This is a genomic window from Nereida ignava (genome assembly GCF_001049735.1).
Taxonomy (GTDB): Bacteria; Pseudomonadota; Alphaproteobacteria; order Rhodobacterales; family Rhodobacteraceae; genus Nereida; species Nereida ignava.
Genome location: NZ_CVPC01000005.1, coordinates 399,207 through 418,726 on the forward strand (window position 1 = coordinate 399,207; position 19,520 = coordinate 418,726).

The following is a 19,520-nucleotide window of genomic DNA, read 5'->3' on the forward strand; positions in this document are numbered from 1 at the left end:
CAGTGTTAATGAATGAGGGAGTTTGGCACGATAAGGCGCGTGCCAAATGTTATCCGTGCCGCGATCCGTTTCAGGTGATCTGGGCGAAACCCGATGCAGCCTTCGGTGCCAAACACGGGGCGTCGCCAGCGATGTAGAAAAATCGCAGAGCCACGTTTGAATTCGGCGCGCGGCCAGTTCCAATCAGTTAATATCACAATGTCGTAAAGTGGATCAGCCCGCCGCAGCACCTCGTGACTGTGCGGATAGGGCGCGCGAACCATCAGGTTGTAGTCTTCGTGGTGTGGATCATCAGACCACAAATCACCGGGTCTAATGGGCACGGCCCAATCAGCCGGTTTGGCAATCCGGTCGGGCCGGTAAAGCATCCCGACAATGCCGTGAATACCGACGGGTGTCGCACCATCGCCTTCACGTTTGTCAGATGAGATGCCGCCTTTTCCGATTGTGCACGGAAAGTACTGCCCCTGAAAACGCAAGCCGCGTTTTGTCAAAACCAGATCGTTTGGGGTGGTGTAGGGGGTCACAGTAAATGGCCGGATTTAGCTGCTTTGGTTTTCAAATAGGCGCTGTTCACAGGGTTTTCGCCAACAATAAGCGGCACGCGTTCGCTGACGGTGATCCCCATATCCTCCATGCGCGCGACCTTATTGGGGTTGTTCGTCAGCAGCTTAATGTTGCCAACACCCAGCTTGTTCAAAATTGAGGCGCCAATCCTAAAGTCGCGCTCATCATCCTCAAAGCCAATGCGGTGATTTGCTTCAACCGTGTCAAAGCCTTGGTCTTGCAGAAAATAGGCCCGCATTTTGTTGGCCAGCCCGATGCCGCGGCCCTCTTGGTTGAGGTAAAGCAAAATGCCTGCCCCTTGCGCGCCCATTTGCGCCATCGCGCCGCGCAGTTGGGGGCCGCAATCACACTTGAGCGAGCCAAGCAAATCACCGGTGAAACACGCGGAATGAAGGCGCGTCAGGATGGGTTTATTGGGGTCTATTTTACCAACTTCAATCGCGTAGTGTTCGGCTGATCCATCGTCGGGTCTAAAGACATGCACGCGTCCTTCGTTTGACACGGCCATTGGTAGGGCGGCGTGAACGATGTCATTGTAATGGGCCGTGTCAGCCTGTGCCAACACTTCGGATGCGGTGAGAATGCTCAGCCCTTCGGCGGATTGCACGCGCACCATCACCGCAGCAGGCAGCAAATGGGCAGCCTTACAAAGCAAAATGGCGGCTCGGTGTGCCCGCGGGTCTCCGTCGCGCAAGGAACGAAATGGCCCCTTCATAGGTGTGCTTAGATCTGTGGCTGGATCGGCGACGCCCCTTATCCAGCGAAGATTAGCATCACTTTGTATGGCAAGCCGTGCGACATCGCCAAAATAAGCCGCTGTTTTAAGCGTTTCTGCGCGCCGGTGCGTGATGATCAGCTCTGCACCACCAAGGTCCAATGCTTGGCTGAGTTGGTCCGGGCTGAGCGTTTCAGCGGCAAAGGCAACCCAAAGACCATCATCATCGCGAATGCCCACGCCAAGCCCGATGCGAAGGGCTGCGTGTGCTTGGGCTTTTGCTTGGGCTGGTGTGGGCTGAAAGGGCATGGGCTCAAATGTTACAAGGTTACCAATGCTTGCCCTTTAAATTGAAACATTTGCAACCCTTTTGACACGAGCCTGTGAAACGGCGGGGTAAAACTTGCTCAATTCTGCGTTTGTGCCCATTTGTAGATCAATAACTCACGGAGGCCATGATGGCGCAATTGAAGAAAATTCTGCTTGTTGATGATGACGATGATCTGCGTGACGCTCTGTCGGAGCAACTCATTATGACGGAAGATTTTGATGTTTTCGAAGCTGAAAACGGCCATAACGCGATGGAGCGTGCCAAAGAGCAGCTTTATGATTTGGTGATTTTGGACGTAGGCCTGCCTGATACTGACGGTCGCGAGCTGTGCCGTTTGATGCGAAAGCAAGGTGTGAAATGTCCGGTTCTGATGCTGACAGGTCACGATAGTGATGCGGACACCATTTTAGGGCTTGATGCCGGTGCAAATGATTATGTCACAAAGCCGTTCAAATTTCCGGTTCTATTGGCACGTATTCGCGCGCAGCTACGCACCCACGAGCAATCAGAAGACGCCGTTTTCAACCTTGGGCCATACACGTTCAAGCCTGCGCAAAAGATGCTTATTACTGAGGACGAAAAGAAAATTCGCCTGACGGAGAAAGAAACAAATATTTTGAAGTTTCTTCACCGCGCCCCCGAGGGTGTCGTTGCCCGTGATGTACTGCTTCACGAAGTTTGGGGTTATAATGCCGGTGTAACGACCCACACGCTTGAGACGCATATTTATCGTTTGCGCCAAAAAATTGAGCCTGATCCCGGCAACGCGCGTTTGCTTGTGACGGAAAGTGGCGGCTACCGGCTTAACGGTTGATCTGGATCAAAGACGTATGCCGCACGGTGTGGCATACATTATTTACCCTTTGATGTTGGGGATACAACATTCTCTCCCTGTTGGACTTTGCCCTGATCAAATTGGTCAGGGCTTCTTTTTTGCCTCGGGGACGTGGGCGCCTAGTAAAGCTCTGACTGATACATCTTCTCAATTGCTGCCTGATCTGTTGTATCGACGGGCAATTGGGCGTGATCACGGACCATTTCGTAAAGCGTCCCGACGGGTCGTTTGTCAGGCCATGTGTCAGGGTTCCATAGTCCCGCGCGCATCGGCGCTTTGCCGCAATGGGTAAAGATTTGTGTGGCAGTAACTTTGGTAACTGTTTTTGGGCTACGGCCATTGATCGCAAATCGGTCGCAAATTTCAGGATCAGCGGTGATTTCCGCAAGACCGTTCACCCGCAACGTCTCGGTCACTGTTGGGATCATGAACAACAGTGCCACCCGCGGATCGCCCGCAATGTTGAGAAGCCCGTCGATGCGGTTATTCCCAGGCCGATCAGGGATCAGCAGCGTTTTGTCGTCTTGCACATGCACAAAGCCTATCGGGTCACCTTTGGGAGATAAGTCCAGCCCATTTGCCCCGCTGGTCGCCATGATCACAAACGGCGAGGCGGCTATGATTGCACGACAATGATGGTCGAAAATTGTGATCTCTTTTTGGGCGGCCCGTTCACTAGGGTAACCATACAGATCTCGTAACTCTTGGGGTGTCATCGCGTGCTCCTATTGGGTGGGCGCAGCTTTGCATAGTGTAGGTAGGCGCTGCAACACTGGCCTTTCAAAGCGGGCTAAGTTACGACTTGGGCAAGTTACATCAGGAGCACCACCATGTCGTTTACTCTCGCCACTTGGAACATTAATTCAGTGCGCCTGCGCGAGGATTTGGTGCTTAAATTGCTCTCTGAGCAAGCGCCGGATGTGCTGTGTTTGCAGGAGTGTAAGTCTCCCGTTGAGAAAATTCCCACGGCTGGTTTTGAAGCACTTGGCTACACGCACATGGTTGCTCGCGGGCAGAAGGGTTACAACGGTGTTGCGATCCTTTCCAAGATCCCAATGGTCGAGGCCGGCGCAGAAGATTTTGCAAGTCTTGGCCATGCGCGCCACATCGCGGGCCGGCTTGAGAATGGTGTGACAATCCACAACCACTACGTGCCTGCGGGTGGTGACATCGCGGACCGCGATGTGAATGAAAAGTTTGGCCAAAAGTTGGACTACCTGACAGATATGCGTGACGCGTTCAGGACGTCAGCACCGAAGCGGGCTATTCTGGTTGGTGATCTTAATATTGCCCCACGTGAGGACGATGTTTGGGACCATAAAAAGCTGCTTAAAGTCGTCAGCCACACGCCGATCGAAGTAGAGCATTTCAATGATGTGATGACGGCAGGTGACTGGCATGATGTGACGCGCGCGGATATTCCCGCAGGCCGGCTTTATAGCTGGTGGTCGTATCGCGCCAAAGATTGGGACGCGGCGGATAAAGGACGCCGCTTGGACCACATTTGGGCCACTGGTGACATCAAAGACGCAGCACATAGCAGTCGCGTGTTGCGTGATGCACGTGGCTGGGAAAAGCCATCAGATCATGCTCCGGTTTTTGCGACCTTTGATCTTTGACATTTCGACCCACGCTACACATATGACCTGCAACTGATATTTAAGGGATAAAGCAATGTTGGAACTTGGTGCCTCGCAGAACGAGCAAGCAGATGGTCTGATTAAAGACGGCTCAGAAGCGACCTTTATGCAGGACGTCGTTGAGATGTCTCAAAAGGTGCCGGTCATCGTTGACTTTTGGGCACCTTGGTGCGGCCCTTGCAAAACACTTGGCCCTGCACTTGAGGCGGCGGTAACAGCCGCAAAAGGTGCCGTTCGCATGGTGAAGCTGGACGTAGATCAAAACCAAGCGATTGCGGGACAATTGCAAATCCAATCCATCCCGACAGTCTATGCGTTTTGGCAAGGCCAGCCAGTGGACGGCTTTCAAGGCGCTGTTGCAGGTTCCGAGATTGAGGCGTTTGTCACACGTGTTGCCGCAATGGGTCCTGGTGGTGAGGATGACGGCCTCGCAGCTGCTGTTGAGGCGGCTGAGGAAATGCTGACTGCCGGTGATGCGTCAGATGCGGCTCAGACTTTTGCAGCCATCCTGGAAGAAGAGCCCACCAATGCAGCGGCTTACGGCGGTTTGGTTCGTGCACATCTTGCGCTTGATGAAGTTGAGCAAGCTGAAGCAGTTCTGAACGGCGCACCTGCCGAGATATCTGCGTCAGCCGAACTTGAGGCAGCACACGCGCAACTTGAGTTGGCAAAGCAAGCCGCCAGTGCAGGTCCGCTTGATGAGTTGCGCGCAGCGGTGAACGCTGATGAAAACAACCACCAAGCCCGCTTTGATCTGGCCACCGCCATGCACGCAGCGGGTGATCTAGAGGGTGCCGTGGATCAGTTGCTTGATCTATTCGGGCGTGATCGTGAATGGAACGACGGCGCTGCAAAAGCACAGCTATTTACCATCTTTGATGCGCTTGAAGCAAAAGACCCTATCGCGTTGAACGGTCGCCGCCGCCTGTCGTCGATGATCTTTGTCTAACTAATTCACGCGGGGCACATTTGTCGCGTTGCCCTGCGTCTTTGCAAAGCTATCTACTTGAATATGATGAAAACAGCTGACCTGCCAAATCGCGTTCCCGTATTCCCGTTGCCCGGTGCTTTGCTTTTGCCGCGTGCACGCTTGCCCCTTCATATTTTTGAGCCACGCTATCTTCAGATGATCGAAGATGCCCTCAAAACTTCTCACCGCTTGATCGGCATGGTGCAGCCCTATGAGGCACGCGGCGAAAACGGTCTGCACGCTATTGGATGCGCGGGCCGGATCACTGCATTTTCCGAGACAGAAGACGGCCGCTATATGGTGACCCTTGCTGGTGTTTCGCGGTTTCGCGTATCGGCAGAAGTCGCAGGGTTTTCGCCCTACCGTCAATGCGACGTCTCTTGGAGCGGTTTTGAGCGTGACTTGGGCGCCACTGAGCGGGATCCTGAATTTGACCGTCCCAAGTTTATGGCGTCGCTTGAAAAGTTTTTTGACGCTTATGATTTGAAGACTGATTGGGATGGCTTGGAGGAAGCGGACGAGGAGTTGCTGATCAACTCGCTTTCTATGCTTTGCCCCTTTGAGCCAGAAGACAAACAGGCGCTGCTTGAGGCGCCATCTCTGACGACACGCCGCGAAACTATTGTGACGCTGATCGAGTTCGCGTTAAGAGGGGGCCAGTCAGAGGAGATGATGCAATGAGCCAAGAGGTATCTGGTAAGACCGCTACCAAGTTTGATCCACGTATGCTTGAAGCCTTGGTCTGCCCGCGCACGCAAGGCACATTGGATTACGATGCTGACGCCCAAGAGCTTATCAGTAAGTCAGCTAAACTGGCCTTTCCGATCCGTGAAGGTATCCCAATCTTGTTGGTAGACGAAGCGCGTAGCCTTTAGACGCTTTGTCCTTTCATGAGTTTGGGCAAATCGCCGGTCAACCCTGCGGCTTCGCGAATAAAGCCTCTGCGCAGGGCAGGAACTGCGTTTACGATCCCCATCCCTACGTCACGCAAGCCTCGCAAAAAGCCGTTATCATTTGAAAATAGCGCGTTGAAGCTGTCGGTTGAGGCAGCAAGAGCCGCAACATCAAAACGACGCCACTGCGCATAGCGTGCTAATACCAAATCGGACCCGATGTCTTCGCCCCTGCGTTTTGCCAGTGCGAGAACCTCAACAAGACTTGCTACATCTTTTAGGCCCGCGTTCAGCCCCTGTCCCGCAATGGGGTGCACGCCGTGTGCTGCGTCACCCACCAACGCGATGCGCTGTGATGTGAGGGCGTTGGCCAAGGTCAGTGACAGGGGATAGTGATAGCGTGCGCCCGCAAGTTCAATATTTCCCAGAAAGTCTCCAAAGCGGGGCTTGAGGTGCTCAATAAAGTCATTGTCGCTCATTTTGCTGACGCGGGTCGCTGTTTCATGCGTTTCTGACCAAACAATAGAGCTTCGGTTCCCACTAAGGGGCAAAATCGCCAAAGGACCCGCGGGCATGAAAAACTGGTGAGCAATTCCGCCGTGCGGTTTCTCATGTGCAATCGCGCAGACCATCGCAGTCTGTCCGTAGTCGCGACCGTTGCGCATAATACCGGCGCGCATGGCGGTGCCTGATGTGCGCCCGTCGCATCCGACTAATACGCGCCCCGTATGCATGGTTCCATCCGCAAGGGTAACAGAAGCGCCAGCCGCGTCGGTGTGCTGCGCGACTACTCGGGCATTCGGCAGATGGACGATCTCAGCATTCTGAACAGCGTTCAAAAACGCACGTCGCAAATGCCGATCTTCGACCATAAACCCCATTGGGCCTTCTTCGATTTCAGCATGATCGAAATGCATGAAAAACGGTGATGGACCTTCGCCAACGCGCCCATCGGTTACTTTGATTTCAAGCATCGGCTGTGCGTCGTCTTCAAGATCATCCCAAAGACCAATCCCGTTCAACAACCGCTGCGAAGCCAGTGCGATCGCATATGAGCGACCGTTGAAATTGGACAGCGTCTGCGTCGCGACATCTTCGGCATCAATTAACGTGACGCTCAGCCCTGCGCCTGCGGCTGCCAAAGCAAGTGCGCATCCGTTCAGGCTGCCGCCGACAATGATCAAATCTGTACTCTTATCCATGTTGCTGAATATGGGCGTTGGGGCGGGATTGTCCATGCTGGATGCAGCGGATAGGTTTCGCCTGAGACAATTTATCTTGGGGTATTCCGGCATGCATAAATGGCAAACAATGACGGCTCTTGATCTTGGGCGTGGCATTGGCGCAGGGGATATTGATCCTGTTGAGTTGTGCGATGTTTTTCTGGATGCGATTGCGGCCCACCCCTTTACGGATAAAATTTACGCTCGCGTTACCGCTGACCGCGCCCGGGCTGAGGCGCTTGCGGCACGGACTCGGCAACAAAACGGGGGCCGACTGTGCCCGCTTGATGGCGTTCCGATTTCTTGGAAGGACCTGTTTGATACGGCGGGTACTGTCACGGAGGCAGGGTCAAAGCTGCTTGCAGGGCGAACCCCCGATGCAGACGCTCTTGTTTTGCAACGTGCAACACAAATGGGTCTGGTCTGTCTTGGAAAAACACATATGTCCGAGTTGGCGTTTTCTGGGCTTGGGTATAATCCCGTCACAGAGACTAGCCCATGTGTGAACGACCATGATGCAGTTGCCGGCGGGTCATCATCTGGCGCTGCTGCATCTGTTGCGTTTGGTTTGGCCGCTGCCGCGATAGGTTCTGACACAGGTGGGTCCGTCAGAATTCCCGCCGTTTGGAATGACCTTGTAGGGCTGAAGACAACCCATGGAGCGATCGCAACGAAAGGTGTGGTGCCGCTTTGCCAGCGTTTTGACACCGTTGGACCGCTGTGTCGTAGTGTTGAAGATGCCGCGGCACTGTTTGATGTGTTGGGTGGTGGCAGTGTTGATCTGGCCCATGCGTCTCTTGAAGGGGTGCGGTTTGGGGCATTGCAAACAGTGGTGCTTGAAGGTTTGGAAGATGCGCCGCGCGCTGCTTACGAGGACGCAATCGAAGCCATTGAACAGGCAGGTGCTGTTGTTGAACCGTTCGAATTTGAGGTCTTGAATGATGCCTTCGCGGTTGCGGGGCCGCTATTTACTGCCGAAGCATATGGCACATGGGGCGAGGTTATTGAGGCGTCGCCAGACACGATGTTTGATCAGGTTCGCGAGCGATTTAGAGCCGGCAAAAACGTAGCCGCATCTGATTTCGTGGCGGGTTGGCAAAAGTTGGATCAGATCCGGCACGACTATGCCCATCAAGCCGCGCGATTTGACGGGGTGCTGTTGCCGACTGCGCCAATCATGCCGCCAAACTTGGCGAGATTGATCGCAGAGCCAGACTATTTTATTGAGGTGAATTTGATGGCGCTTCGCAATACGCGCGTGGCCAATCTTCTTGGATTGTGCTCGGTCACGGTGCCTGCAGGCCGCAAATCGAGGGGCCTCATGATTAATTGTTTGCCGATGCAAGACGCCAAAACACTGCGATTAGCTGCTGCAATAAGCGCAATAGGGGCCTAAAAGTCACATAACCGCCCAATACTGTTGGCTTTTTCTGGACGCAGCGCCCCTGATTTGGTTTAATAGTGGGATAACGGGGCGATAATGATCCCGAACATGAGGCAGTATTGATGTATCCCCAGCGGTTTAGTGCCCTTCCGGCCTATGCATTTCCGCGTTTGCGCGCGTTATTGGACCACCTGCCGTCCGGCGGTGAACCGATTGCTATGACCATTGGTGAGCCACAGCATGCGTTTCCCGAATTTGTCCCCGAGGTTCTTGCGGCCCACGTGTCGGGCTTTAACAAATACCCCCCCAACGATGGCGCGCCAGAGTTACTTGAAGCCATCGCCTCTTGGGTTGGTCGCCGGTTCGGCGCAAAAGTTGATGCAGCGACTGAGGTCCTAACGCTTAACGGGACCCGAGAGGGCCTGTATAATGTGAACATGGCGCTGTGCCCTGAAAGTAAGAACGGGCAGCCGCCAGTCGTCCTTATTCCGAACCCGTTTTATCAAGTTTATGCAGTCAGCACGCTGAGCGCGTCTGCCGAGCCCATTTATGTAAATGCCACTGCAGAGACCGGCTTTTTGCCTGATTACGCAGGCCTGCCCGAAGATGTGCTTAAGCGTACTGCCATGTGTTATATCTGTTCACCGGCGAACCCGCAGGGTGCCGTAGCAACGGAAAGCTATTGGCGCGAGTTGATTGGTTTGGCCGAGCGGTTTGATTTTAAGATTATCGCGGATGAGTGCTATTCCGAGGTCTACCGCGACGCCCCGCCGACTGGTGCGCTGGAAGTTGCGCAAAAAATGGGTGCTGATCCCGAGCGTGTCTTGATTTTCCATTCGCTGTCAAAGCGGTCAAATTTGGCGGGCTTACGCTCAGGGTTTGTTGTGTCAGGGCCGCAGAACATTGCGCGCATGAAACAGCTGAGAAACTATGCTGGTACACCACTGCCATTGCCGTTGCAGCATGTTGCTGTGGCGTGTTGGAACGATGAAACCCACGTTGCGGCGTCTCGGGCGCTTTACGCAGAGAAGTTTGATCTAGCCGATGAGATTTTTGCTGATGTCGAAGGCTATCAATCGCCCGAGGCTGGCTTCTTTTTGTGGTTGCCCGTCGAGGACGCAGAACAAGCAGCAGTAAAGCTTTGGACGCAAACGGGCGTTCGTGTTCTGCCTGGTAGTTATCTGAGCCGCGATACGGATGCAGGTAATCCGGGGCAAAATTATATTCGGGTCGCATTGGTGGCCCCAAAACAAGACGTGCAGCGCGGGCTTCTTGCTTTACGCGACTGCATCTACGGATGAGGAAACGGGATATGGCACTACGCACACAAGGTGACCCTTTGTTCGATACGGACATGCAGGCGGCGATTGAAAAACGCTCGAAAGAGTTGATTGGTCTTGGCCTTTTGGTCTTGGGCGCGCTGAGCTGGGCGATGCTGTGGAGTTATTCCCCGTCCGATCCAAACTTTATGGTCGCCACAACAGCACCGATCGAGAATTGGCTTGGCCGCTTTGGCGCGGCACTGTCTGGCCCGCTTTTCATGATCGTGGGTAAAGGTGCATGGGTCATCCCAGCAGTGTTTATCGCGTGGGGCGTGCGCTTTATTTTGCACCGCGGTCAAGAACGTGCGGTGAGCTGTCTGATCTTCTTTCCAATTTTTGTCGCGATCGCCTCTATCTATGGTGCAAGCCTGACGCCACCTGCGGATTGGAACCACTCGTTTGGCTTGGGCGGATTGTTTGGCGAGACTACTCTTGCGGTCATCCTTAGTATCTTGCCGTTTTCCCCCGCGTTCGGGGTCAAGCTGATGTCCCTGCTGACTGGTTTGGGCACTGTGGCGCTTGGTCTGTTCGTGCTTGGGTTCATCAAAGATGAGCTGCGTGTGATCGGACGTTTCCTGTTGGTGGGTTTGGTTGTCACGTATGCGCAGACGTTGAAAGTGTTGGGTAAAGGCGCTTCCGGAGCGGGTGTTGCAGCGCGCCACATGGCCGAGCGTCACGCGCAGATGCGTGAGGCACGCGCGGATGCAAAAGCACTTGAGGCAGCACACCGTCATGAAACACTTTTACCTATGATGCATAGCGCGGAAGAAAAAGCACGCGTGGCGTCTGTTGTACGTGCTGACCCTGCATTTGGGGTCGAGCCTACGGTAGCTACAAATGCGGCTCCCTTGGTTGCTGATCCACGCCCCGCGCCGATGCCGGTGGCCGAGCCAAAGAAAGGCCTGCTTGCGCGCTTGATGCCAAAACCTGCACCGATGCCTGAACCAGAGTTGGTTGAACCGGCTTTAAGTGCTGATTTGTCTGCACCGGATGCGGGCACTGTATCTGCGCGTATTTCTGACGCGATTAAGAACCGCGCGCGCGGTGTAGCGCAAGCCGCGCCACAAACTGCGGTGCGCGTTGAGCCATCATTGACGCCCCGTGGCCCTGAGCCGTTGATTGCCCAAACAACTCCGCCACAGATGTATGCGGATGAGGCGCCAATGTTTCATGAGGCCCTTGATGAGGGGCCAGATGCCTTAGTTGAAAGTTATGATCCGGTAACGCCCGATGTGGCTGACCCTTATGCGGCTGTAACTCAAACGCCGCCTATGCAAATTCCCACACCGCAAGCGCGTTCAGTTGTACAGCATCCTGTGAAAAAAGCGGTCGTGCCATCGCGTCAGGCCAAAGCTGAGGCGCAGCCAGCCCTAGAGTTTGAGGAAAGCGCGAGCCAGTTTGACCTGCCGCCATTGAACCTGTTGCGTGCGCCAGACACTGTTGAGCGGCACCATCTGTCCGATGATGCGCTTGAGCAAAACGCACGGATGCTGGAAAGCGTTCTGGATGATTACGGCGTAAAGGGTGAGATTGTCAGTGTTCGCCCAGGCCCCGTTGTAACGATGTACGAGCTTGAGCCAGCGCCGGGTTTGAAGGCCAGCCGCGTTATTGGTCTGGCCGATGACATTGCGCGTTCAATGTCTGCGCTTTCCGCGCGTGTTTCTACCGTGCCGGGACGTTCTGTTATTGGGATCGAGTTGCCCAACGAAAACCGTGAAATGGTAGTCCTGCGCGAAATCCTATCAGCACGTGATTTTGGCGACAGCAGCATGCGTCTGCCGCTTGCCTTGGGCAAAGATATTGGCGGCGAAAGTATCGTGGCTAACCTTGCCAAGATGCCTCACCTGCTGATTGCGGGGACAACCGGTTCTGGTAAGTCTGTGGCGATCAACACAATGATTTTGTCGCTGCTTTATAAACTTACACCCGATGAGTGCCGCCTGATCATGATTGACCCCAAAATGCTCGAACTGAGTGTTTATGACGGTATTCCACATCTGCTTAGCCCTGTTGTGACTGACCCTAAAAAGGCAGTTGTTGCGCTGAAGTGGACTGTGGGCGAGATGGAAGAGCGCTACCGCAAGATGTCGAAAATGGGTGTGCGTAATATTGAAGGTTACAACAGCCGCGTCCGCGACACTTTGGCCAAAGGTGAGCTGTTCAGCCGCACGGTTCAAACCGGTTTTGACGAAGATACGGGTGAACCGATTTTTGAGAGCGAAGAATTCCAGCCCGAAGTGCTGCCCTACATCGTGGTCATCGTTGATGAGATGGCAGACCTGATGATGGTGGCGGGTAAAGAGATCGAAGCCTGTATTCAGCGTCTTGCACAAATGGCGCGCGCGTCGGGCATTCACCTGATCATGGCCACTCAACGTCCTTCTGTTGACGTTATCACAGGTACAATTAAGGCAAACTTCCCCACGCGGATTTCGTTCCAAGTGACTTCAAAAATTGATAGTCGCACCATTCTGGGTGAGCAGGGCGCCGAGCAGCTTTTGGGCATGGGTGACATGCTTTATATGGCTGGGGGCTCCAAAATTACTCGTGTTCATGGACCATTCTGCTCAGATGAAGAAGTTGAGGAAATTGTAAATTACCTCAAGGCTTTTGGCCCGCCTGAATATAAAAGTGGTGTTGTTGATGGCCCTGCGTCGGATCAAGAAAGTGATATCGATCTGGTTCTTGGGCTCGGTGGCAATACCGATGGCGAAGATGCGCTGTATGATACTGCGGTGCAAATCGTGGTTAAGGATCGCAAGTGCTCGACCAGTTATATTCAGCGTAAACTGGCAATTGGGTACAACAAGGCCGCGCGCCTTGTAGAGCAGATGGAGGAAGAAGGTCTTGTCTCTCCTGCTAACCACGTTGGCAAACGCGAGATCCTGATCCCAGAGGCGCAGTAATACGCGCAAAAACGAAAGTGTTAGGCGATGTTATTGCCTAGCACTGGTAACTCCGCGAAACAGTGTCATGTAAATGATGCACAGGTTTGGATGCGGATGAATAGAATGACGAAAATAGCTAGTTTTGCGATGATGATGCTTTTGGCGCTTGGCGTTTCTGCATCTGCTGCTGAGAAGCTCTCACTGGATCAGATATCGGGCTACCTCAACGACATGACCACTGCGCGGGGTGAGTTCACGCAGATCAATGCGGACCAAACTATTTCTACGGGCACGATTTACATCAAACGCCCCGGACGCATCCGGTTTGAGTACAACCCGCCAGAGCAAACGCTTGTCATGGCTGGCGGTAGTCAGGTGGCGATCTTTGATGGCAAGTCAGCAAATAACCCCGATCAATATCCGCTGCGCCGCACACCGCTGAACCTTTTGCTGGAACGCAACGTGGACTTGGCAAAACGCGATATGGTTGTGGGACATGAATTTGATGGTACGGCGACGTTTGTGCGCGCACAGGACCCTGAAAATCCACAATACGGTAGCATTCAGCTGGTGTTCACCGACAGCCCAACGCAGCTTCGTCAGTGGATCATCACGGATGAGATCGGCTCAGAGACAACTGTGATCCTTGGTCAGCTTGAGATGGACATCCCTCTTGGAGCGCGCTTGTTCAGCATCCCCCAAGAGGCAGAAAATTGGAATTAGCGGTTACGCGCTTATGCCTTGCCGCAGGCGCGGAGCTGACTGTCATAAGTTACTGCGCGGTTACCGACTTCACGTGAGACCCGTAGCAACCACGGCTTGCGATTATAACTACCCCGCGCGTATCCAGTGCGACCCTCATGATAGGCAAGGTATTGATTGCGAGCGTCGTTGAGCGGGATGCCCAAGCCATCGCGCGACTTAACCATGTACCACCCCATAAAGTCAGTAGCATCGCCAATACGGTCGCGGCGTGCAGCCCAACGGCGTTGCTCAGAGCGGTACTCGTCCCATGTTGCATCAAGCGCTTGGCTGTATCCATAGGCAGAACTTTGGCGGCCCATCGGAATAACCCCAAGCGCATAACGATAGGGCGTGCGTGCGTTCGCGATGAACTTACTCTCTTGGTAAATCGCTGCCATTTGAACGGCGACAGGTACGCCCCACTTGCGCTCGGTCTTGCGCATCGCCGTCAGGTAAGACGGGCGCTGGTTGAGAATGCTGCAAGCATTATCAAGATTGCGGGGGGCTGAATAATTGCTGCTGCCGCACCCTGCGATTAGCACGCAAAACATCAATGCTCTGGATAGTCGTTTCATCTGCCTGTCCCCATTTTTATCGGGTTATGCGTGGAACATAACTCAATTGAGGGATCCGCGAAACATGTTTTGGATTTTGCTACACCAGAAACGCTAATGTCAGCGGGATCGTGATCAACGACATCACTGTTGAAGCAACCACCAAGCCCGCAACCGCATCTGCGTCCGCACCGTATTTTTCTGCGAGTAGATAAGATGTCACTGCGACAGGCGTCGCGATTTGCACAATCAAAACTGCTGCCGCCGTGGATTCTAATCCAAACCATTGCGCGAGAAGAGCTGCGGCGCCGACGCAGACCACAACTTTAAGTGCTGACAAAATGATTGAAAGGGGAAGGTGCGCTGGCGTGAGGCGGGCCACGGCGACCCCCAAAGTGATTAGCATAATCGGGATCGCCATATCCCCAACAAGGCCCAAGGCGTTTGTCAGGAATGTCGGTGTTTCCCAGCCTTGCCACAAAAACAACGCACCCAAAATGGTGGCCGCTACGATAGGCTCCTTGAGGACCTTAAGCGGGGAGCCGCCCCCCGCGACCAACCAGATGCCAAAGGTGAACGAGTAGATTGCCATGATCGCGAAAACCACAACCGCATAGCCAAAGCCGGCCTCTCCAAACGCAAAAAGGCACAGCGGCAGGCCAAGGTTACCAGTGTTGCCCATGATTAACGGGGCAAGATAGGTGCGCCGGTCGAGCTTGCCTATTGCGACCAGCCCCCAGCACAGCAGGGTTACCGCGCCGTATGCCGCAACAGTGGCAAGAGACAGCAGCGTTAGCGCGTTTGGATCAATTTCAGTTTGCATCAAAGCAACAAAGATCAAGCAGGGCACAGATATGGTCATGGCCAGCCGCGTGACGAATTCGACACGATACTCAAAGCCCATTTTCACCCAAACAAAGCCAATCATGCCAAGGATAAATACTGGTGCTGTGATCTCGAGAACTGTTAATGCGAGGTTCACAAACTGTTTCCTTCGATTTGGGGTTCGGAGCCCTAGACTCACGTTGTTACAAAGTTTAGGCAATGGCCTCGGGGGTTACAACGCTATGCTCAAAACGCGCGCAAAATACTATCTGGGCCAAATCGTTCGGCATAAAAACCACCCGTTCCGCGGTGTGGTTTTCGACGTGGATGCAGAGTTTGCCAACACCGAAGAGTGGTACGACTCAATTCCCGAGGAAAGCCGGCCTGTGAAGGACCAGCCTTTTTATCACCTTTTGGCGGAAAATGAGCAAAGCTACTATGTCGCCTATGTTTCCGAGCAAAACCTGATCGCAGACTACTCCGGAGAGCCAGTTGGCCATCCCGATTTGGATGAGATGTTTGGCCCCTTCAATGATGGGGCCTACCAACTGCAATACCAGCTAAACTAGCAGGTCAGATGCCCAAGGCGCATCCGTCTTTGCGCGGATCAGAGCCACCTTCCAGCACACCGTTGTCATGCAAAACAATCGCCTGCGCGCCGCCAATTGGGGTGTCTGGTACATCAACAGTATGGCCAAGGCCGGTTAGTTCGTTGCGCACATCATCGCTGTAGCCGCGCTCAACCTTCAGGGTTCCCTTGTCCGCAAACGAACGGGGCGCATCAATGGCGTTCTGAACTGACATGTCAAAGTCGACCATGTTGCTGATCAAACGCGCATGCCCATTTGGTTGATATGCACCACCCATCACGCCGAACGGCATAAGCACGCGACCTGCTTTTTTGACGATGCCCGGAATGATTGTGTGCATTGGGCGCTTACCGCCCGCAGCCTCGTTTGGGTGACCTTCTTCAAGCGTGAAGCCTGCGCCACGGTTTTGGAACAAAACCCCGTAGTTGGGTGTGGCGATGCCAGAACCGAAACCGTGAAATACAGAATAGATCAACGAAACACTCATCCGGTTTTTATCGACGACAGTGATGTAGATCGTATCTTTGTGAACAGCTTCCGAGATGGCTTTGGGATCAGCCATCGCTTGTTTGGGATCGATCAGGTCGCACAAACGGTCCGCAGTATCTTGGGACAACAGATAATCGGTCGGCGTGCCTGTGTCAGCGATGAACCGGTTGCGTGCGTCATAGGCAAGCTTTGCGATTTCGGCTTCAATATGCACGCGCTCTGCGCCAAACGGGTCCATGGATTTAATGTCAAAGCGCTTCATCATGTTCATCATGAGGATCGCTGTCGCGCCGTGTCCGTTTGGCGGGTGCTCGACCACTTCCAAATCACCGTAGGTGCCGGAAATGGGCTGTGTGTAATCGCACTGGGTGCTGGCAAAGTCGTCCATCGTGTGCGTGCCGCCAGCCGCATTTAGCGTCGCTACCATTTCTTCAGCGACTGCGCCCGTGTAGAAACCATCGCGGCCGTGTTCCGCCAAATGGCGCAACAATTTCAGCTGTCGTGGGTCGCGGAATAGTTCACCGGTTTTGTAGACCTCGCCGCCCTTGAGGAATTGATCGCGCGCGCTTCCCTGAAGTGCTTCAAGCCCCTCCGCCCAATCAAAGGCAACACGTGGCGCAACGGGTATACCGTGCTCAGCGTAGTGCATAGACGGTTGCAGCAGAACATCCCAGGGTAGCTGCCCCCAGTCTTTGGAGAGCCGCGCAAAGGCATCAACAGCGCCGGGAATTGTGACGGCAGAAGCATCGCGGAGTGGAATAGTGTCATGACCGTCCGCGCGTAATTTAGCGGCGGAAAGGCCAGCGGGCGCGTGGCCTGATCCGTTCATGGCCTTGATTTCGTTGCTGTTTGGCGGCGTGAAAAGAACAAAGCAATCGCCGCCTAGCCCAGTCATTTGTGGCTCACACAGTCCCAGTACAATTGCTGCAGAGATAGCCGCGTCCATCGCGTTGCCACCCTTTGCAATGATATCAAGCGCGATTTTGCTGCCGATTGGGTGGGATGTGGCCACCATAGCATCTTGCGCGAAAACGGAAGAGCGGTGTGGTTTGTGGAAATCGCGCATGACGTGCCTCGCTTATGATCTGGTTGGGCAGACATTAGGCTAAATCTTTGGCTCGTCTATGGGGCTTTCGAATTAATGTGGTGTGGGCGCTGGCACTTTGGTGATGATAAAGCTTAGGTGGTTTGTGCCGTTGCTGCGCTTGTACTCAAGATTGTCAGCCAAGGTGTTGATGATGATCAGGCCGAAACCACTTTCAGGTAGGCGACTTGCCTCAGGTGTAGCTGCTTCAGTTGGCAGCTGCACAGCCTCAGGAATGGCCATGCCTTTATCAAAGACATGAAACTGCCACGCCCAAACCAGATCATCGGCCGTGACATTGATCGTGCCACAATCTGTGTTGCTGTAAGCGTGCTCACTGATGTTGTTCAGAATTTCTGCCAATACCAATTCGGCAATGGTAATTGTTTCGGCGCCACCTAGTGTGCGTTTGGACAGTTGCGTACGAATGCTATGGAGCACGCGCCGAATACCTGTCGGAGTGGCGTCGCACTGCACTTCAAAAAGCATATTAGACGCCTCAACGGCGCGCGTTTGGCTCAAAGCTTTTTCACACATCTGCGGGATACGTCACTGGCAGTTGTTTGTGGATTTTGAAAACAGTGTCCATGCGCGTCAGGCTGAAAACCTTTTCGACAGCTGAGGACAAGCAGGCAAGCTCTAGCGCTGTGCCGTTTGGCATTTGTTTAAGTGCCGCAACGATCGCACCAAGCCCGCTGGAATCAATGAATGTTACTTCGCTAAGATCAAGTATCGTGCGGCCTGTCTCGTCTTGTGTGGCGGCTCTCATCGCGTCTTTGAATGCAATCGCCGCCATCGCGTCAATCCTTGCCTCTTCGACGCGCAGGATCAATCCTGCTGGCGTCGTTGTTTGTGTTAGTCTCACCTTTTACCCTCCGGTTCACCCTGCAGACGGGTGTAAAGGCCCAACCGTTACCAATTCCTTTCTTGTGCCCGCGTGATCCGCAGCGCATTTATCTAAAATGATCACCAAACCAGAGCCGCCCGTCATGATTGATTATCCCGCTTTGCACAAAACCATTGATGCGCTGACTGAAGGTGAAACAGATGAGATTGCTCTGATGGCGACGGTCGTGTGCGAGGTGCATCACGCGGATGATCGGTTTGATTGGACTGGGTTTTACCGCGTGACAGAACCCGAAGTTTTGAAAATCGGCCCATATCAAGGTGGGCACGGATGCCTAAAAATTCCGTTTTCTCGTGGTGTTTGTGGCGCTGCAGCGCGCCTTCAGTCCCCACAGTTGGTTGCGGATGTTCATGCGTTTGAGGGGCATATTGCATGTGCGTCGTCCACGCAGTCTGAGTTGGTTTTGCCCGTATTTGATGGGCATGGTACTCTTTTGGCGGTGTTCGATTTGGACAGCGATCAGCCTGCTGCTTTTACAAATGAAGACGTGCAGCAGATGACATCTTTGTTGCACCGTGTTTTTCAAAAAGTTCTTTAGCCAACTGAAATTTTTATCTTGGCAAAACCAGAATTTTCCGGCTACGTGAAATAACGCATTATTTTTTCACGAAGAGGTTTGAGTCGTGCGACATGAACAGCCGGTCAAAACGCTTGGCGCTGACTTAAGAGCCCTGCGCAAAGCGCGTGGTATGAAGCTGCAAGATCTTGCGGATACGCTTGGTCGCTCTGTCGGCTGGGTGTCGCAGGTTGAGCGCGATATGTCTGAGCCTTCAATCAATGATTTGCGTGACATGGCGCGTGCACTTGATGTGTCTGTGTCGTCTTTGTTTCGCGTAAATGCAGCCCCTGACGAGGAGGGGCTGATCGTTCGTGCAGGTGCGCGCCGCCCAATCGGATCACGCGCCGCCGGTCTGGTTGAGGAGCTTTTGTCGCCCGATCTTAGCGATGACTTTGAGGTGGTGCATTCAAGCTTTGCAGTGGGCGCCGTTCTTGAGCAGTTCGTAGAGCGCCCGACACAAGAGGTTGGGTATATTGTGCGGGGCAAACTTGACGTAACCATCGCGGACAAGACGTTTACCCTCTCAAAAGGGGATAGCTTCCGCGTGAAGGGTCAACCTTTCCGGTGGGCGAACCCCTACAGTGAAACATGTGAGGCGGTCTGGGTTATCGCACCACCGGTCTATTGATGCGCGGGTCATGCCTGTGCGGGGGCTGCAGTTTTGAAGTGACTGAACCCGTCACGCGAATGGCGGCGTGTCACTGCACACAGTGCCGCAAACAATCGGGCCACTATTGGGCAGCAGGCCAAGTAAGCGACACAGGTATTTCAATCACCGGCGCTGTGTCGTGGTTTGCGTCTTCGCAGACAGCACAGCGCGGCTTCTGCCCGACCTGCGGCAGCGTTTTATTTTGGAAACTAGCTGGTGAGCCAAGCGTTAGTTTCTCGCTTGGGGCCATTGATGGGCCAACCGAGGGTCAGCTTGATGAACACATACACGTAGGCGCCAAGGGCGACTATTACACAATCGCGGATGATTTACCGCAAAGGGAGAACTAGA

The 19,520-nt window shown here is 53.9% G+C and carries 22 protein-coding genes; 13 read left to right on the forward strand and 9 right to left on the reverse strand.

What is annotated here, in order from left to right; all coding sequences use genetic code 11:
• Nucleotides 1–5 precede the first annotated feature (5 nt).
• Both NIG5292_RS06605 and ribA read right to left on the reverse strand, forming a co-directional pair.
• The gene (locus tag NIG5292_RS06605) at nucleotides 6–527 is read right to left on the reverse strand and encodes a L,D-transpeptidase family protein (protein ID WP_048598691.1); all 522 of its coding nucleotides are present in this window, start codon (nucleotides 525–527) and stop codon (nucleotides 6–8) included.
• Nucleotides 524–1,591: a GTP cyclohydrolase II gene (gene ribA / locus NIG5292_RS06610; protein ID WP_048598692.1), complete on the reverse strand. Its 1,068-nt coding sequence runs from the start codon at nucleotides 1,589–1,591 to the stop codon at nucleotides 524–526. Before ribA ends, NIG5292_RS06605 begins: the two co-directional genes overlap by 4 nt.
• A gap of 149 nt (nucleotides 1,592–1,740) precedes the next feature.
• Between ribA and NIG5292_RS06615 the strand changes: the two genes are divergently transcribed.
• Nucleotides 1,741–2,427 (forward strand): response regulator transcription factor, encoded by a 687-nt coding sequence (locus NIG5292_RS06615; protein ID WP_048598693.1) that lies wholly within the window; start codon nucleotides 1,741–1,743, stop codon nucleotides 2,425–2,427.
• Between the two features lie 140 nt (nucleotides 2,428–2,567).
• Here NIG5292_RS06615 and NIG5292_RS06620 read toward each other — a convergent pair whose 3' ends face one another.
• Nucleotides 2,568–3,164 carry a pyridoxamine 5'-phosphate oxidase family protein gene (locus NIG5292_RS06620; protein ID WP_053084844.1) on the reverse strand — a complete coding sequence of 199 codons (597 nt, stop codon included), beginning with the start codon at nucleotides 3,162–3,164 and terminating at the stop codon, nucleotides 2,568–2,570.
• Nucleotides 3,165–3,278: 114 nt separating this feature from the next.
• Between NIG5292_RS06620 and NIG5292_RS06625 the strand changes: the two genes are divergently transcribed.
• From NIG5292_RS06625 to NIG5292_RS06640, 4 genes are all read left to right on the forward strand, one after another.
• Nucleotides 3,279–4,067: an exodeoxyribonuclease III gene (locus tag NIG5292_RS06625; RefSeq protein ID WP_048598694.1), complete on the forward strand. Its 789-nt coding sequence runs from the start codon at nucleotides 3,279–3,281 to the stop codon at nucleotides 4,065–4,067.
• A 55-nt stretch (nucleotides 4,068–4,122) separates the two neighbouring features.
• Nucleotides 4,123–5,037, forward strand: a complete 915-nt coding sequence (locus NIG5292_RS06630) for a tetratricopeptide repeat protein (protein WP_048598695.1) — start codon at nucleotides 4,123–4,125, stop codon at nucleotides 5,035–5,037.
• 63 nt (nucleotides 5,038–5,100) lie between these two features.
• Nucleotides 5,101–5,739, forward strand: coding sequence for an LON peptidase substrate-binding domain-containing protein (locus tag NIG5292_RS06635; RefSeq protein WP_048598696.1), 639 nt, complete (start codon nucleotides 5,101–5,103; stop codon nucleotides 5,737–5,739).
• On the forward strand, nucleotides 5,736–5,933 hold the full coding sequence (locus NIG5292_RS06640; protein ID WP_048598697.1) for a Trm112 family protein: 198 nt from the start codon (nucleotides 5,736–5,738) through the stop codon (nucleotides 5,931–5,933). Before NIG5292_RS06635 ends, NIG5292_RS06640 begins: the two co-directional genes overlap by 4 nt.
• Here the strand turns inward: NIG5292_RS06640 and NIG5292_RS06645 are convergent.
• Entirely contained in the window at nucleotides 5,930–7,189 is a 1,260-nt protein-coding gene (locus NIG5292_RS06645; protein ID WP_048598698.1) for an FAD-dependent monooxygenase, read from the reverse strand. The genes NIG5292_RS06640 and NIG5292_RS06645 overlap by 4 nt on opposite strands.
• Before the next feature lie 55 nt (nucleotides 7,190–7,244).
• Here NIG5292_RS06645 and NIG5292_RS06650 point away from each other — a divergent pair, with 55 nt between their 5' ends.
• The 4 genes from NIG5292_RS06650 to NIG5292_RS06665 all read left to right on the forward strand — a co-directional run bounded on the left by NIG5292_RS06650 (nucleotide 7,245) and on the right by NIG5292_RS06665 (nucleotide 13,491).
• Nucleotides 7,245–8,570, forward strand: coding sequence for an amidase (locus NIG5292_RS06650; RefSeq protein WP_048598699.1), 1,326 nt, complete (start codon nucleotides 7,245–7,247; stop codon nucleotides 8,568–8,570).
• A 110-nt stretch (nucleotides 8,571–8,680) separates the two neighbouring features.
• Complete coding sequence (locus tag NIG5292_RS06655) at nucleotides 8,681–9,859, forward strand: aminotransferase class I/II-fold pyridoxal phosphate-dependent enzyme (RefSeq protein ID WP_048598700.1); 1,179 nt, start codon at nucleotides 8,681–8,683, stop codon at nucleotides 9,857–9,859.
• Between the two features lie 11 nt (nucleotides 9,860–9,870).
• A complete protein-coding gene (locus tag NIG5292_RS06660; RefSeq protein WP_048598701.1) occupies nucleotides 9,871–12,786 on the forward strand; it encodes a DNA translocase FtsK in 2,916 nt (971 codons plus the stop codon).
• Nucleotides 12,787–12,891: 105 nt separating this feature from the next.
• Nucleotides 12,892–13,491 (forward strand): LolA family protein, encoded by a 600-nt coding sequence (locus NIG5292_RS06665; RefSeq protein WP_233488184.1) that lies wholly within the window; start codon nucleotides 12,892–12,894, stop codon nucleotides 13,489–13,491.
• A gap of 11 nt (nucleotides 13,492–13,502) precedes the next feature.
• On the opposite strand, the gene NIG5292_RS06670 is transcribed toward NIG5292_RS06665, so the two are convergent.
• Nucleotides 13,503–14,087: a transglycosylase SLT domain-containing protein gene (locus NIG5292_RS06670; protein ID WP_048598702.1), complete on the reverse strand. Its 585-nt coding sequence runs from the start codon at nucleotides 14,085–14,087 to the stop codon at nucleotides 13,503–13,505.
• A 79-nt stretch (nucleotides 14,088–14,166) separates the two neighbouring features.
• On the reverse strand, nucleotides 14,167–15,048 hold the full coding sequence (locus tag NIG5292_RS06675) for an AEC family transporter (protein WP_048598703.1): 882 nt from the start codon (nucleotides 15,046–15,048) through the stop codon (nucleotides 14,167–14,169).
• A gap of 85 nt (nucleotides 15,049–15,133) precedes the next feature.
• Here NIG5292_RS06675 and hspQ point away from each other — a divergent pair, with 85 nt between their 5' ends.
• Nucleotides 15,134–15,460 carry a heat shock protein HspQ gene (gene hspQ / locus NIG5292_RS06680; RefSeq protein WP_048598704.1) on the forward strand — a complete coding sequence of 109 codons (327 nt, stop codon included), beginning with the start codon at nucleotides 15,134–15,136 and terminating at the stop codon, nucleotides 15,458–15,460.
• Between the two features lie 4 nt (nucleotides 15,461–15,464).
• Here hspQ and NIG5292_RS06685 read toward each other — a convergent pair whose 3' ends face one another.
• From NIG5292_RS06685 to NIG5292_RS06695, 3 genes are all read right to left on the reverse strand, one after another.
• Nucleotides 15,465–17,036, reverse strand: a complete 1,572-nt coding sequence (locus NIG5292_RS06685; protein WP_048598705.1) for a gamma-glutamyltransferase family protein — start codon at nucleotides 17,034–17,036, stop codon at nucleotides 15,465–15,467.
• Nucleotides 17,037–17,108: 72 nt separating this feature from the next.
• Entirely contained in the window at nucleotides 17,109–17,543 is a 435-nt protein-coding gene (locus NIG5292_RS06690; RefSeq protein WP_158441649.1) for an ATP-binding protein, read from the reverse strand.
• 40 nt (nucleotides 17,544–17,583) lie between these two features.
• Nucleotides 17,584–17,919 carry an STAS domain-containing protein gene (locus NIG5292_RS06695; RefSeq protein WP_048598707.1) on the reverse strand — a complete coding sequence of 112 codons (336 nt, stop codon included), beginning with the start codon at nucleotides 17,917–17,919 and terminating at the stop codon, nucleotides 17,584–17,586.
• Nucleotides 17,920–18,043: 124 nt separating this feature from the next.
• Between NIG5292_RS06695 and msrC the strand changes: the two genes are divergently transcribed.
• From msrC to NIG5292_RS06710, 3 genes are all read left to right on the forward strand, one after another.
• Nucleotides 18,044–18,499 (forward strand): free L-methionine (R)-S-oxide reductase MsrC, encoded by a 456-nt coding sequence (msrC, locus tag NIG5292_RS06700; protein ID WP_233488185.1) that lies wholly within the window; start codon nucleotides 18,044–18,046, stop codon nucleotides 18,497–18,499.
• Nucleotides 18,500–18,584: 85 nt separating this feature from the next.
• Nucleotides 18,585–19,148 (forward strand): helix-turn-helix domain-containing protein, encoded by a 564-nt coding sequence (locus NIG5292_RS06705; protein WP_048598709.1) that lies wholly within the window; start codon nucleotides 18,585–18,587, stop codon nucleotides 19,146–19,148.
• The gene (locus NIG5292_RS06710; RefSeq protein WP_048598710.1) at nucleotides 19,148–19,519 is read left to right on the forward strand and encodes a GFA family protein; all 372 of its coding nucleotides are present in this window, start codon (nucleotides 19,148–19,150) and stop codon (nucleotides 19,517–19,519) included. The genes NIG5292_RS06705 and NIG5292_RS06710 overlap by 1 nt, the downstream gene beginning before the upstream one ends.
• The last annotated feature ends 1 nt before the right edge of the window (nucleotide 19,520 follow it).